The sequence below is a fragment of the Deefgea sp. CFH1-16 genome, from assembly GCF_016881365.1.
In the GTDB taxonomy this organism is placed as follows: domain Bacteria; phylum Pseudomonadota; class Gammaproteobacteria; order Burkholderiales; family Chitinibacteraceae; genus Deefgea.
In genome coordinates, this window is sequence record NZ_WLYT01000001.1 from 3,099,729 (window position 1) to 3,113,240 (window position 13,512).

The following is a 13,512-nucleotide window of genomic DNA, read 5'->3' on the forward strand; positions in this document are numbered from 1 at the left end:
CGCTTCTTGTCGTGCTCGGGGTGCTGTCTACGGCTTTGGCGTCTAGCCAGCAAACTTTTGTATGCGCACTGTATGGGTCATCAGTATGCTGATGTGACCTATGCGCTCAATCATTGTGCTGGCAATACTAATTGCTTTCTAAAATTGCGCGTTGCTGTAGCGATTGAATTGGCCGTGCATTCATGGGGAACTCGCGTTCAAAGTGGGCGATTTGTGCCGCAGAGAGTGTTTGCGGTGTTTTTAGTACTAACCAACGAACCCCTTCACTGCATGGCGGCGTGGTGAGTGAGCCCATAAAGGTCCAGTACTGACGGTTGCTGGGTAGTAGGTCGTTGATGTTGTAACGAATGTCATCGTAGTTGCGTGTTTCATTATGGTTTTTGGGGAATTTATCCCAAAACTGCGCCAGCATAGCTTGGGCGTTGCTGCCTTGATTGAGCAGTACGGCAATAACAGCGAGTTGCCCAGCTTCATTTTTATGAACTAAATGCGCCACCATCGGGTAGCGTTGACCGCCAACGGCTTCTTCGCTTGGGGTGTGAAAATGAAATTGCAGTAATTGGTAGCGGTCATTGCCAATGACTAAAAAACTACCGGGATCATAATTGAGTTGAATCGTGTGACCATTATTTTGAATATTGGTTTTTGAGTCGCGATATTGAAATTGTAATGGCTCTAAGTCATGGCTATACGTTTCGGTAATGTTGATGGGCGACTGTTGTTTTCCGTCGCGACATAAACTAAATTCGGACTTCATATCGCCCCAATGGCTGGGTCCCGATTCACCGTCGTAACTCCAGTGTGTCGGATCATGTTTGGCTTTATGGGGTTTTTCATTGGCCAAACTACTCGCAAATACACCAGACAAAGCAATTGCAAGAATTGTGGTTTTTATCAGCATTGCAGCACTCCAGAAAATTAGATATTTGTGCATCGTCTTCGGCCAAAGTCGATCACCATCGGTGGGGAATTAAGTACGCCAACATTGTATGGTGAAGCAAGGCGGTTTTGTATTGTCGACTTAAATGCATTACTACTTTTTATTAGCATAGAAAGCGTGCGCTTGTTTTGCGCTGTTTTGCATTAATACACAAACTTCACGTTATAATCGTCTCATTATTGATTGTATCAAAGTGGCGCATGCGATTATCTCCATTTGATGGCCCTTGTTTGTTGCGCGAAGCACTGCCATTGGCTTGGTCTTTAGAGGATGAAGCGGGTAACGATTGGGAAATGTGTCGTTATTTGCAGGTGTTGGCTGATTTTGAATTGCCCCATGATGGCAGTGATGATTCGCAATCGTTACAAGCAATAAAAACCGATTTGACTTTGCTTTGGTTGGCCAAAACATTAAAAGTCAAGCTGCCCGATGAGGTTGAGGCCGTGATGGGGTTAGAGTCGGTGGCTTGGCATGCTCATGCCGCTTTGCCGATCGGCCAGCAAGGTGTGGTGGTTTTTTGTTTGTCGAAAGAATTTCCAATGTTATTAAAATTAAACGCACAAATCGAGCAATGCATTTCGCAGGCGTCGGGTTATGTGATTTATGCTAAATGGTTGCCCATGCGCAATATGTTGTTGGATAGTTTTGAGAAAATGATATTTCGTTATCATCGCCGTTATATTCAACAATTGCGCGAGCTGGGTGTATGAATTTTATATTCTGTAATTCCATCGGCTTGGCAGCCTGCTTTATCCGCTACTTGCCAACGCCCCGAAATTGAACAATTAACCCAATTTTTAACAGCAGAAATAGCGCAAAAAAAAGTCATTTATCCAGCGCAAGCCGATTGGTTTAATGCCCTAAAACTGGTTTCACCAGAAGCGGTTAAAGTCGTTATTTTGGGGCAAGACCCTTATCATGGCGCGGGTGAGGCGCATGGTTTGGCATTTTCTGTACCATTTGGCGTAAAAACGCCACCCTCTTTACGCAATATTTGGCAAGAACTTGCGCGAGATTTGGGCGTAACCCCGGCGCAGCATGGCAATCTAACTGGGTGGGCGAAACAAGGCGTGTTATTACTCAATACCTCGCTCACTGTTGAGGCGAATCAGGCGGGCTCTCATACAAAAAAAGGCTGGGAAGTCTTAACTGATGCGGTGATTACGCATCTGGCTAAAACGCAAACCGGATTGGTCTTTGTGTTGTGGGGCGCTCATGCACAAAAGAAGATCCCTTTAATTGGTTCTTCGCATTGTATTTTAAGTTCGGCGCATCCTTCGCCTTTGTCGGCTTACCGTGGCTTTCTGGGGTGCGGGCATTTTTCGAGCGTGAATGCTTATTTATCTAGCCAAGGGCGGCGCGAAATTGATTGGAGTCAGGCAGAGTGAATGTATTGGCATTTGATATTGGTGGTACCCAGATTAAGTATGGTGTTGTAACGCCGGATGGTGAGGTATTGTCGGCGCAGGTGGTTGATACGCCTAAGCAATCAGCGGCTTTGGTGCAATGCTTGCGCGAATTAGTTGGGCAGATGCAGCAACAGTTTACGTTTGGCGGTATTGCAATCAGTACCTTTGGCTTGGTCGACGTCAATAGCGGGATGATTTTAGGTGCTGCTGAAGCCATTCCTGACTACGCAGGAACGTCACCTAAAGCGATTCTGGCTCAAGAATTTGGCTTGCCGGTAAGCATTGATAATGATGTGAACTGCGTGGCTTTAGCAGAAGGCTGGCGTGGTGCGGCGCAAGGTGTGGCGCATTATCTGGCCATTGCCATCGGCACCGGCATTGGTGGCGGTATCGTGCTGAATCAGCAAATTTATCGGGGCCATCGCGCAGCGGCAGGTGAGTGGGGATATATGAAGATTGATGGCCTAGTTTGGGAGGATCATGCCTCTATGCGTGGCTTGCTGTCGGCTGCAAATCAGCGCGGTTTAAGTCAGTTTGTTGATGGTCGCGCGGTTTTTGCCGCGTATGATCAGCAAGACCTTGCGGTTGTACCGGTGGTGCAAGACTGGTTTAAATTGCTGGCAACGGGGATTGCAAACTTAATTTATGCGTTTAATCCCGAGCGTGTGGTAATCGGTGGCGGGGTAAGTGCGCGTGGTGTTGTGTTTCTCAATGAAATTAAATGCGGCAATCGACGCACAATTATTGCCTGATTTTCAGGGGATGACCGAAGTGGTATTGGCTTGCGCCGGCAATCATGCGGGCATGATCGGCGCTACCCGAAACTGGTTGCAAACCAATAAATATTAAAAAGCCAAAGGATTGTATTGTGAATTTTTTATTTAATCATCTTGGGTTTGCCCCAAATGCCGAGAAGGTTGCTTTGATTGAAGCGCCAGTTGATCAGTTGGCAGGCAAAACATTTACCGTGTTTGATGCCAATACGCGCCAAGCGGTGTTGCGTGGCGCAATTACGCCGCAAGGTAGCGTTGCTAAATGGAAAAACTGGCATTTTTGGGGCGCTGATTTTTCGGCCCTAACCACCGTAGGTGAATACTTTGTGGTGGTTGATGATTTGCATCCCCCTTTGATTTCGCATCGGTTTGCCATTGCCGAGGGCTTATTTGCCGGACAAATGCTTTCGGATATCGTTCATTACATTAAAGGTCAGCGCTGTACTGGGATTTACAATCAGGCTGATTTGTCTCGCCCTAAGTGGGGCTCGGATGAGCGTCGAGATGTGAGCGGTGGTTGGTATGATGCTTCTGGCGACTGCTCGAAATATTTGTCGCATTTGGCTTTTTCGCAATATATGAATCCTCAGCAAACGCCACAAGTGGTGTGGAATTTAATTGATGGGCATTCACGTTTGCCAGCGCAGTTGAAGTGGTTTGATGAACGCATGGTTGATGAAGCGTTGCATGGCGCAGACTTTTTAGTTCGCATGCAAGATCCAGCCGGGTACTTCTACATGACGGTGTTTGATCAGTGGAGTAAAGACGAAAATCGGCGTGATATTTGTGAATATAAAACCCAGAAAGGGGATAAATACGCCAGTTATCAAGCCGCTTTCCGACAAGGTGGCGGCATGGCTATTGCGGCATTGGCCCGCGCGTCGCAATTGTCTCGCGATGGCGAGTGCTTTGGTCGGGCGGATTATTTGCTGGCCGCTAGCCGTGGATTTGCGCACTTAGAAGCGCATAATCTAGCGTATTTAGAAGATCAAACTGAAAACATTATTGATGATTATTGCGCATTATTGGCGGCATCCGAATTGTGGGATGTGACTGCCGATAGCGTGTATTTGGCCGCGGCCGAGCGCCGTGTGCAGCAGATTTTGGCGCGTCAGCAGCCTGAGGGTTGGTTCCGAGCTGATGAGTTCGGTGCGCGAAGCTATTTCCATGCGGCCGAAGCCGGTTTGCTGTATATCGCTTTGTTGCGCTTTATTGAAGTGGCGCCAGAGTCAATATGGCTTGCTTCAATCCGAGATGCGCTGCGCTTGGCTTATACGTTTGAGATTAAAATTACTTATGCGGACGTGAATAATCCATTTGGGTATCCGCGTCAATATGTTAAAAATAATGGCTTAGCGGGCAATACCCAGTTCTTTTTCCGCATCCGCATCAAAATGAATCAGGGTATTGGTGGCAGGGTGAAAACGCACGTTTGGCATCGATTGTTGCCGCCGCGGCGCAGGTGCAGTGTTTATTTGCCGATGATACCGAGTTTGCGGCGCAAATCGCCAAATATGGTCAGTCGGCACTGGATTGGATCTTGGGTGCTAATCCTTATGATGCTTGTATGTTGCAAGGCTGGGGTCGCAATAATCCACGTTATGAACCGGGGTTTTATAATGCCCCGGGCGGGGTGTGTAATGGGATTACCAGCGGCTTTGATGATGAAGCCGATATCGACTTTAAAACGGCGGAAGTGGCCACTATGGCCAATAGTTGGCGCTGGACCGAGCAATGGATGCCGCATGGTGCCTGGCTATTTTTGGCGCTGTGTTGCCGAGTAAAAAACGAATCAAAAGAGGTGTGAAATGAGTATTGTTGTGACGGGTGCTGCAGGCTTTATTGGTTCGAATATTATTAAAGCGCTCAATGAGCGTGGTGAATTTGATATTATTGCCGTGGATAATTTAACGCGTGGCGATAAATTTAAAAATTTAGTGGATCTGAAAATTGCGCATTACTTAGATAAAAATGATTTTATCGAAGAATTAGCTGCAGGTGCTTTTGATGGCGCCATTAGTGCCATTATTCATCAAGGCGCATGTTCGGATACAATGGAACATAACGGAAAGTATATGATGGATAATAACTATCAATATACTTTGGCATTGTTTGATTGGTGTCAGTCAGAGCAAGTGCAATTTCTTTATGCTTCATCTGCGGCAACTTATGGCAATGGTGATAATGGCTTTATTGAAACACCAGACTGTGAAAGTCCACTTAATGTTTATGGCTATTCAAAATTACTTTTTGATCAAGTATTACGTGAACGAATTGCCAACGGTGAAATAACCGCGCAAGTTGCGGGCTTCCGTTATTTTAATGTATATGGTTCACGAGAATGGCATAAAGAAAGAATGGCTTCGGTGGCTTTTCATCATTTTTAATCAGTATCAAGCAACCGGAAAGGTGAAGTTATTTGGAGAGTACGGCGGTTATCCCGCTGGCGGACATACTCGTGACTTTATTTCTGTTGAAGACGTAGTGAAAGTAAATCTGTGGTTTTTAGATAATCCAGAAGTGTGCGGTATTTACAATGTCGGCACGGGGCATTCACAGCCATTTAATGATATTGCGATTACTGCGGTCAATACTTGCCGTGAAGTGGCTGGCTTGCCAGTGTTAACGTTGGAAGAGATGTTGGCGCAAGGTATCTTAGAGTACACCGAGTTTCCTGAAGCTTTGAAAGGGAAGTATCAGTGTTTTACTGAGGCGGATTTAACCTTGTTGCGCGAAGCTGGTTATGCTGAGAAATTTTTGACGGTGCAAGAAGGTGTGCGTCGTTATATACAAGCATTGCTGCGCAATTAATTGACTAAGCAATAAAAAGCCTAGCGATGATGCGTCGCTAGGTTTTAATTTTGTTGGTTTGGCCCAATGTATGCGCAGGCTTGAGTACTTTGTCGCTTTGATCGAGTCATAATGAATTGAGGTGGAATAATGCGTGGATTGATTCTGTTGTTATGCGTTTTAAGTGTTGGGGCTCAGGCTGAAGTGTATAAGTGGAAAGATGATTCAGGTAAGGTGGTGTATTCTGATCAACCGCCGCCTGCCGCTAAAGCCAAGGCGCAGCCACTTGGGTTTAAAGAAACAATTATTATTACTGAAGTGCCGAAGACCGCCGTTGCATCATCCACCGTGGCGGTTAAGGCTTCGGCGCCGACGGCGGTATCATCACCGGCTCCTGTTAAGCCAGCGAAAGATGAGCAAGCTTGTGCTGCAGCGGAAAAACGATTGGCCTTTCTGAAAGGGGCGAAGCTATTTAAGCAGGTGAGTAACCAAAACGGGGATATGGAGTACTTGCCGTACAAGCAAAAAGAGCAAGAAATCGCTGAAAAAACAGTTTTTATTGAAAAAAACTGTCGTTAACGCTGTCTCGCTGGTTTTTATGATTGTTGTTTTATTTTTGAGTTTAAAATGAATTTAATTAAAAGTATTGCCCATCTTTTTTCAAAAAAGTCTAAATTAAAAGACGGTGAAGCTCAGACCCTTGCTGACAGCTTACCAAGGTCGGTTGAGCTGAGCATCCCAAACAGTAAGGCTAAGCGCCGTAAACAGAAGCGTGGTTATTAATATAATCGCCATTATTAAACACAGGAGTGGATTTAAAAATTGAATTCAGCAGCAGATTTATTCAATACCGAAACTTGGCATATCCTGAAGCAGGAGCAAGAGCGCGCCAATAGTCAGCGCATTGCCCGTCAAAGAAAAAAGCGTGAGCTCATGGAGTCTTTACAGGCGCAATTGGCCGATGCGGGCATATCAATGGATGAGTTTATTCAGGCATCTATGGGGCATGCTAGCGATGCTTGATGCTCTAGGTGAGTGAGATATAGGCGCAAATCAAATTCAAGTTGCATATATTGCGGTTCAATATGTTGGCATAGCTGATAAAAGGCTTTGTTATGCTCTTTGATTTTAAGATGTGCCAACTCGTGTGTTGTAATCATTTTTTAAAAATTCAGGCGGCGTATTTTTAAATAAACTCGCAATGCGAATTTCATGCTTTGCTTTTAGTTTGTTGCCTTGAATGCGTGAAATTTGCGTATGGGTGCCCAAGGCATGTTGAATGTCTTTGATTTTACTGTCAAAGATGACTTTCGAGATGGCGGGTGCGTTTTTTAAGAATTCATTTTTAATTGAAAGCGTATAGTCATACAGCATTTTGTCGGTTTGAATGCCATGCTGATTTGGATAGCGCTGAGCAAGTAGCGGCCCAAGTTGTTGAGCGGAAATCATAGTAATGACACGTTGTTGAATATGCTCAGGATATGCGCTTAGATATTTCAAGGTTTTCATGGTCGATATTGCACGATAGCATCGTGATGCTGAAATATAATAAAAAAGCCAAAGTGCATTTGCACTTTGGCTTTTTTATTATATTTGGAGCGGGCGATGAGAATCGAACTCACGGCTCTAGCTTGGGAAGCTAGGGTATTACCATTATACGACGCCCGCGTAAGTATTAAATTATATCAGAATCTACATTTTCAATGTGAATGAATTTCAGTATTTTATGTTGTAAATCGGCGTACTGATCATGTTTATGTGCAGTAAAGGCCAATGTTTTGTATTGGCCTTTACTGTTTTTCTTTATTACTGCGGTGTAGGTGTTTTTGACCAGCCACCACCAAGCGCTTTATAAAGCTCAACTCGGGCATTAATTTGGTTGCGTTGTGCTTTAACCAAATTTAATTGAGAGTTAAATAAACTACGTTGTGCATCAAGCACTTCAAGATAACTTGAGTACCCATTGTCATAACGAAGTGTAGCTAATTTTAGCTGCTGCTTTAATGCGCTCACTTGTGTTTGTTCAAAACCAGTTTTAGCTTGTACTGTTTGATTCACAATTAAGCTTGAGCGGGTTTCGGCAAAGGCGGTTTGAATTACAAGTTGATATTGCGCAACGGCTTGCTTTTCTTGTGCTTTTGCTTGGTCAATTTGCGCTGCTGTCAGGCCGCCATTAAATAGTGGCATCGCTAAGTCGCCAGCAAAAGACCAGCCTCGAGTGCCTTGATTAAATAAGGTGTCTAGGCTGTTACTTTGTACGCCAAGCAAGCCCGTGAGCGAGATGCGTGGAAAGTAAGCTGCACGAGCCACTTGCACTCGGGCACGTGTGGCTAACAAATTAGCTTCTGCTTGGGCGATATCTGGACGTTGTAACAATAATTCTGAACTCAGTTGGTCTGGAATTTCATTGTTAATTTGTAGCTCAGAGATTGATTTGCCACGTCCAATACCTTGCTCCATCATGGCGCGCGGAGATTGTCCGACCAAGACGCTGAGTGCGCTTTCAAGTCGAGCAATTGCCTCTTTAAAATCAGGCAAGTTACTTCGCGCATTGGCGAGCTCAACTTCTGCTTGTTTCACATCTAACTCTGATGTGACGCCGCCACGATAGCGTTTTTGTTGCAAATCATACGCTTCAAAACGTGATTGAACCGTGTGCTTGGTGATTTCTAGCTGCGCATCCAAAGCCCGCAAATTGAAGTAGTTTTGCGTCACTTCGGTAGTGAGCGCCAAGATGGCGGCATCACGATTGTACTCAATTGCCATCAGGTCTTGTTGTGCTGCAGTGGCGGTGTTTCGTACACGTCCCCAGAAGTCGATTTCCCAAGATGCTTGGCCTGCAAGTTGGAAGTTATTGCTAGGCGGCAAATCAAGATCTGTGCTGTTTTGCGATGCTTGTGCTCGCGCGCCACGACCACTGAGGTCGATCCGTGGCAGTTTGGCAGAGTCTGCAATCCCTAAACGAGCGCGAGCTTCATCAACTTTAGCGGTGACTAAAGCCAAGTTTTGGCTGTTTTGTAGTGCAGTTGCGACCAATTGATTTAAAACTGGATCATTAAATTGAGTCCACCAGTTTTTTTCTACCGACACCTTGGCTTCCATTGCGGTAGGAAGCTCAGTTTTTGGCAATGCATTGTCTGGCGTGAACGCGCAGCCGGTAAAGGCGAGGGCGACGCTGAGGGAAAGAATGGTTTTAAGCATGATTCTCTCCTTCTGGTTTTGATTTTTTCTCGGTCATTTGCATGATCAGACGGAAAAAGAGTGGGATAAAGAAAATGGCAATAAATGTGGCCGCTAACATGCCGCCAATCACCGGTACGCCCAATGCAAAACGACTGCCTGAACCTGCACCGCTGGATGTTACTAGTGGTACGCAACCCAAGATAAAGGCCAGTGAAGTCATAACGATAGGGCGGAAGCGTAAACGAGCTGCTTCGAGTGCCGCATTGAGTAGGGTTTCACCTTCTTCGTATTTCATGATGGCAAATTCAACGATCAGAATCGCATTTTTTGCCGCCAAACCCACCAAGGTGATTAAGCCCACTTGGAAGTAGACGTTATTGGTTTGACCGGTTAGATAGACCGCCAACAGAGCACCAAACAAAGCAAATGGCACGGCGGTGATGACTGCAAATGGCAAACTCCAGCGTTCATACTGCGCAGCCAAGATCAAGAACACCATCAAAATGCCCATCAAGAATGCAGTCGCGGCAGTACCACTTGAGGCTTGCTCTTGATACGCTGAGCCAGTCCATTCAAGTTTGTAGTCCGAAGATCCCATTTCGGCTTCGACTTCTTCCAGCGCTTTAATCGCTTGCCCTGAGCTCACGCCTTGAGCGGGGGTTGCCATGATTTTTGCGGCTTGAAATACATTAAAACGCTCAACCAATTCTGGACCCATTGATGTCTTAACATGAACCAAGCTCGTCAATGGAATCATGGTGCCTTTATCAGAGCGAACATAGACGTTACGAATATCGTCAGGGCGAGCGCGGTAATCGGCTTCAGATTGCAATTGAACGCGGTAAGTACGGCCAAATTGGTTAAAGTCATTGACATAAACTTGACCAAAAGTAGCCGACATCGCATCAAAAACTTGGTTTACGTTCACGCCAAGTGCTTTGGCTTTTTCTCGGTCGAGATCAAGATAAATTTGCGGTACATTGGCGCGGAATGTGGTTGAAACACTGGCGAATTCGGGGCGTTTTTTAGCTTGTGCCACAAATTCATTCACTGCCGCCGAGAAGGTGGCGATGTCGCCCGTGCCACGATTTTGGTAGTAACCTTCAATACCACCAGTCGTTGACATGCCGCTAATAGGAGGGGGATTAAAGGTAGCTGCAAAGCCGTCTTTAATGCCCATAAACGCCATGCCTTGGAAGGTGTTGGCTAGGTCAAATGAACTGTCGCCTTTACCTTGCCGTTCAGACCAGTCTTTGAGTGTGACAAAAGAAACGCCGCCGCTACTAATCACTGCGCCAGAAAGTAGGTCAAAACCAGCAAATGACACCACATTCTCAACGTTTTTATTCGCCATGAGCATTTTGTCAAAACTAGCGCTGGTGGCTTCGGTGCGATTGAGTGAGGCCGCGTCAGGCAGCATCACTGCGCTGAGCAAGTAACCTTGATCTTCGTCGGGAACCAAAGAGCTAGGTACTTGTTTTAGCAAGACGAACATCGAGACAATGATGCCGGCAAAAATCATAAACGCAATGGCAACTCGGCGATTTAAAAAATGATACGCCGCTTACATAGCCGTTGGTGATTTTGTCGAAATTACGGTTAAACGCTTTAAAGAAGCGATTTGGCTCATGGTGTGCGTTTTTAAGCATAATCGCGCACAGTGCGGGTGTGAGCGTTAATGCCACAATGCCGGAAATCACGACTGAAATCGCAATGGTAACGGCAAACTGTTGGTACATCACACCGGTCATGCCACCCATAAAGGCGACGGGTAAGAATACTGCGCAAAGCACTAAAACAATCGCCACAACGGGGCCAGACACTTCTTCCATCGCTTTAATTGAGGCTTCTTTGGCTGAGCACTTGGTTTCACTCATGATCCGTTCGACGTTCTCAAGTACCACGATGGCATCATCGACCACGATACCAATTGCCAGTACTAAACCAAATAGAGTCAATAAGTTGATAGAAAAGCCAAACGCGAGCATGCCGGCAAAGGTGCCAATTAATGAAATTGGCACGGCAATACACGGAATGAGCGTTGCTCTAAAGTTTTGAAGAAACAAATAAACCACCAAAAACACCAGTACGATGGCTTCGGCTAGCGTATGGACCACTTCTTCAATCGAGATTTTTACGAACGTTGTGGTGTCATAAGGGATTGAGTATTCAATTCCTTCAGGGAAACGTTTTTTAAGCTCGTCCATTTTTTTGGTAATTGCTGCTGCAACACCGATGGCATTAGCGCCTGGTTGTAAATAAATCCCCATGGCGACGGCTGATTTACCATTAATGCTGGCTTTAAGGTCGTAATCCTTGCCGCCAATTTCAACGCGAGCGACGTCTTTAAGTCGAATTGTTGCGCCATCTGCGTTTGAGCGCACAATGATGTTATTGAATTCATCCACTGATTTAAGACGGCCTTGTGCATTCACGGTATAGGTGAAATCAATGGCTTCAGTGGTTGGCTGTGCGCCAATTTTACCGGCAGAGAACTGCGCATTTTGCTCACGAATTGCATTGATCACATCGCTAGGGGTCAGGCTTAACTGAGCTAAGCGATCAGGGCGCAACCATACGCGCATCGCGTAATCAGTGCCCCCGAACATCGTCAAATCACCCACGCCAGGAATACGTTTGATTTCATCAACAATATTCAGCAATGCATAGTTTGATAGGTAAGTTGTATCGTAGCGGCCATTTGGTGAGTTGATTGCAATCACGTTCAGGATCGATGTCGATTTCTTTTTCACCGTCACACCTTGACGCTTCACCTCTTCAGGTAATTGCGCCATCGCCGCAGAAACGCGATTGTTCACGTTAATGGTGGCTTGGTCGGGATCGGTGCCAATGGCGAAATAAACGTTCATATTCATCTGGCCGTTTGAGGCTGAGCCAGATTGCACATAAAGCATTTTTTCTACGCCATTAATCTGCTGCTCAAGTGGTGCGGCAACAGTTTGTGCGATGACTTCAGGGGTGGCACCAGGGAAAAACGCGGTCACCGAAACCACTGGCGGGGTAATTCCCGGGTATTGCTCAATCGGCAAAGACTTCATCCCTGCTAAGCCGAGAATCACGATAATGATCGAGATCACGCTAGCAAAGATGGGCCGTTCAATAAAAAATTTAGAAAACATACCGACTCCGATTATTTGCTGGCCGTAGCAGGTGAGCTAGCAGGAATAGGTTTAACAATTGAGCCTGGGGGCGCTTTCATTTGACCTTCGACAATCACTATGTCGCCGGACTTTAAGCCGCTATTGATGACGACTTGACCTTGGTAGACTGAGCCTAGTGTTACCGGTTTTGGCACTACTTTATTGTCTTTGTCGACGGTCATGACGATGTGATCGGCTTGTGATTGAATTACGGCGCGTTCTGGTACCAAGATGGCATTTTTACGAGTGCCAAGATCGAGCGTAACACGAACGAATTGGCCTGGTAGTAACTCGCCTTTTGGATTGCTAAAAATTGCGCGGGCACGAATGGTGCCGGTTTTAGGGTCGACTCGATTGTCCGAGAAATTGATTTTACCCACTTCGTTATATTGGCTGCCGTCGGCAAGCTTGAGTTTGGCAAATACTTCTTTCGATGGTTTTAGCTCGACTGAACCGCTATGTTGCGCTGCGTTAAGTTCTTGTTTGTCTTGTTCTGAATATGAAAAATTGACATAAAGCGGATCAAGTTGCGAGATCGTGGTTAATTTGCCAGAGTCGCCAGTGGCGGTAATTAAGCTACCTTCAGATTGTACGAGTTTACTGGTTGTGCCTGAAATCGGCGCAGTGACTTTGGTGTAGCCTAGATTTAGTTCTGCTTGTCTAACACGAGCTTGTGCGGCGCTATTGCTCGCTACGGCAGCGTTATAGGCTGCGTTGGCATCGTCATAATCTTTGCGGCTAACTGCGTTTTCTTTAAATAGAGGCACAATGCGATCACGATCGGCGCGTGCTTTTTCAAGCTTGGCCACTTCTTGAGACAAAATACCTTGGGCTTGGTCGAGCTCTGCTTTATAAGGTTCTGGGTCAATTTCAAATAAAACTTGCCCAGCTTGAACAATTTGCCCTTCAACGTAGGTGCGTTTAAGCAAAATGCCATTGACGCGTGCACGGACATCAACATCGCGATAGCCCGCGGTTTCTCCGACCATTTCTTTGGTGAGCGGTACATCGGATGGCTTGGCTTCAATGATGCTGACAGGCGCAGGCGGGCGTTCTTTTTTTTCTGGTGCTTTGTCGCACGCAGCTAATGCCGAAACGATGAGTAGGCTGATCGATATTCTTCGAAATGTCGTTGTGGTGTTGTGCATGCAAAGCACTCCAAATAAATTTAAATTGTATTGGGGATTAAGAATAAACAAATGTATCTAATTGCTTATATGGATATCGATAGGCAAAAAATTGGGCGTAGTTTAACA

At 45.9% G+C, this 13,512-nt stretch carries 14 protein-coding genes, 1 tRNA gene and 1 pseudogene; 8 read left to right on the forward strand and 8 right to left on the reverse strand.

Annotation, left to right across the window (positions count from 1 at the left end; translation table 11 throughout):
• Positions 1-127: 127 nt before the first annotated feature.
• Positions 128-901, reverse strand: a complete 774-nt coding sequence (locus tag GKO28_RS16955) for a carbonic anhydrase (RefSeq protein ID WP_182077163.1) — start codon at positions 899-901, stop codon at positions 128-130.
• Positions 902-1,140: 239 nt separating this feature from the next.
• Here GKO28_RS16955 and GKO28_RS16960 point away from each other — a divergent pair, with 239 nt between their 5' ends.
• The 8 genes and pseudogenes from GKO28_RS16960 to GKO28_RS16995 all read left to right on the forward strand — a co-directional run bounded on the left by GKO28_RS16960 (position 1,141) and on the right by GKO28_RS16995 (position 6,935).
• Positions 1,141-1,650, forward strand: a complete 510-nt coding sequence (locus tag GKO28_RS16960; RefSeq protein WP_182077164.1) for a hypothetical protein — start codon at positions 1,141-1,143, stop codon at positions 1,648-1,650.
• A 15-nt stretch (positions 1,651-1,665) separates the two neighbouring features.
• Positions 1,666-2,328: a uracil-DNA glycosylase gene (ung, locus tag GKO28_RS16965; RefSeq protein WP_203564324.1), complete on the forward strand. Its 663-nt coding sequence runs from the start codon at positions 1,666-1,668 to the stop codon at positions 2,326-2,328.
• On the forward strand, positions 2,325-3,101 hold the full coding sequence (locus tag GKO28_RS16970; protein ID WP_182077165.1) for an ROK family protein: 777 nt from the start codon (positions 2,325-2,327) through the stop codon (positions 3,099-3,101). The genes ung and GKO28_RS16970 overlap by 4 nt, the downstream gene beginning before the upstream one ends.
• A gap of 116 nt (positions 3,102-3,217) precedes the next feature.
• On the forward strand, positions 3,218-4,906 hold the full coding sequence (locus tag GKO28_RS23045; RefSeq protein ID WP_374220742.1) for a glycoside hydrolase family 9 protein: 1,689 nt from the start codon (positions 3,218-3,220) through the stop codon (positions 4,904-4,906).
• Positions 4,907-4,930: 24 nt separating this feature from the next.
• Positions 4,931-5,933: pseudogene (gene rfaD / locus GKO28_RS16980) on the forward strand (ADP-glyceromanno-heptose 6-epimerase).
• Between the two features lie 129 nt (positions 5,934-6,062).
• The gene (locus GKO28_RS16985; RefSeq protein WP_182077166.1) at positions 6,063-6,491 is read left to right on the forward strand and encodes a DUF4124 domain-containing protein; all 429 of its coding nucleotides are present in this window, start codon (positions 6,063-6,065) and stop codon (positions 6,489-6,491) included.
• A 48-nt stretch (positions 6,492-6,539) separates the two neighbouring features.
• On the forward strand, positions 6,540-6,695 hold the full coding sequence (locus tag GKO28_RS16990) for a hypothetical protein (protein ID WP_182077167.1): 156 nt from the start codon (positions 6,540-6,542) through the stop codon (positions 6,693-6,695).
• 39 nt (positions 6,696-6,734) lie between these two features.
• Positions 6,735-6,935, forward strand: coding sequence for a hypothetical protein (locus GKO28_RS16995; RefSeq protein ID WP_173534238.1), 201 nt, complete (start codon positions 6,735-6,737; stop codon positions 6,933-6,935).
• Here GKO28_RS16995 and GKO28_RS23050 read toward each other — a convergent pair.
• The 7 genes from GKO28_RS23050 to GKO28_RS17020 form a co-directional block, all read right to left on the reverse strand.
• Positions 6,902-7,072 (reverse strand): YgjP-like metallopeptidase domain-containing protein, encoded by a 171-nt coding sequence (locus GKO28_RS23050; protein ID WP_247646613.1) that lies wholly within the window; start codon positions 7,070-7,072, stop codon positions 6,902-6,904. The two genes, GKO28_RS16995 and GKO28_RS23050, sit on opposite strands and share 34 nt — an antisense overlap.
• Positions 7,041-7,421, reverse strand: coding sequence for a metal-dependent hydrolase (locus GKO28_RS17000; RefSeq protein ID WP_247646614.1), 381 nt, complete (start codon positions 7,419-7,421; stop codon positions 7,041-7,043). The genes GKO28_RS23050 and GKO28_RS17000 overlap by 32 nt, the downstream gene beginning before the upstream one ends.
• Before the next feature lie 85 nt (positions 7,422-7,506).
• Positions 7,507-7,580 (reverse strand) — tRNA-Gly (locus tag GKO28_RS17005).
• 138 nt (positions 7,581-7,718) lie between these two features.
• Positions 7,719-9,113: an efflux transporter outer membrane subunit gene (locus GKO28_RS17010; RefSeq protein WP_182077168.1), complete on the reverse strand. Its 1,395-nt coding sequence runs from the start codon at positions 9,111-9,113 to the stop codon at positions 7,719-7,721.
• Positions 9,106-10,617: an efflux RND transporter permease subunit gene (locus GKO28_RS21965; RefSeq protein ID WP_282099354.1), complete on the reverse strand. Its 1,512-nt coding sequence runs from the start codon at positions 10,615-10,617 to the stop codon at positions 9,106-9,108. Before GKO28_RS21965 ends, GKO28_RS17010 begins: the two co-directional genes overlap by 8 nt.
• Positions 10,562-12,235, reverse strand: coding sequence for an efflux RND transporter permease subunit (locus GKO28_RS21970; protein WP_282099355.1), 1,674 nt, complete (start codon positions 12,233-12,235; stop codon positions 10,562-10,564). The genes GKO28_RS21965 and GKO28_RS21970 overlap by 56 nt, the downstream gene beginning before the upstream one ends.
• An 11-nt stretch (positions 12,236-12,246) precedes the next feature.
• Positions 12,247-13,404, reverse strand: a complete 1,158-nt coding sequence (locus GKO28_RS17020; protein WP_182077169.1) for an efflux RND transporter periplasmic adaptor subunit — start codon at positions 13,402-13,404, stop codon at positions 12,247-12,249.
• Positions 13,405-13,512 lie beyond the last annotated feature (108 nt).

Coding starts and splice junctions, on each gene's coding strand:
- GKO28_RS16955 (WP_182077163.1), bottom strand. CDS start 901: ATGCTGATAAAAACCACAATTCTTGCAATTGCTTTGTCTGGTGTATTT.
- GKO28_RS16960 (WP_182077164.1), top strand. CDS start 1,141: ATGCGATTATCTCCATTTGATGGCCCTTGTTTGTTGCGCGAAGCACTG.
- GKO28_RS16985 (WP_182077166.1), top strand. CDS start 6,063: ATGCGTGGATTGATTCTGTTGTTATGCGTTTTAAGTGTTGGGGCTCAG.
- GKO28_RS16990 (WP_182077167.1), top strand. CDS start 6,540: ATGAATTTAATTAAAAGTATTGCCCATCTTTTTTCAAAAAAGTCTAAA.
- GKO28_RS23050 (WP_247646613.1), bottom strand. CDS start 7,072: ATGATTACAACACACGAGTTGGCACATCTTAAAATCAAAGAGCATAAC.
- GKO28_RS17000 (WP_247646614.1), bottom strand. CDS start 7,421: ATGAAAACCTTGAAATATCTAAGCGCATATCCTGAGCATATTCAACAA.
- GKO28_RS17010 (WP_182077168.1), bottom strand. CDS start 9,113: ATGCTTAAAACCATTCTTTCCCTCAGCGTCGCCCTCGCCTTTACCGGC.
- GKO28_RS21965 (WP_282099354.1), bottom strand. CDS start 10,617: ATGATTTTTGCCGGCATCATTGTCTCGATGTTCGTCTTGCTAAAACAA.
- GKO28_RS21970 (WP_282099355.1), bottom strand. CDS start 12,235: ATGTTTTCTAAATTTTTTATTGAACGGCCCATCTTTGCTAGCGTGATC.
- GKO28_RS17020 (WP_182077169.1), bottom strand. CDS start 13,404: ATGCACAACACCACAACGACATTTCGAAGAATATCGATCAGCCTACTC.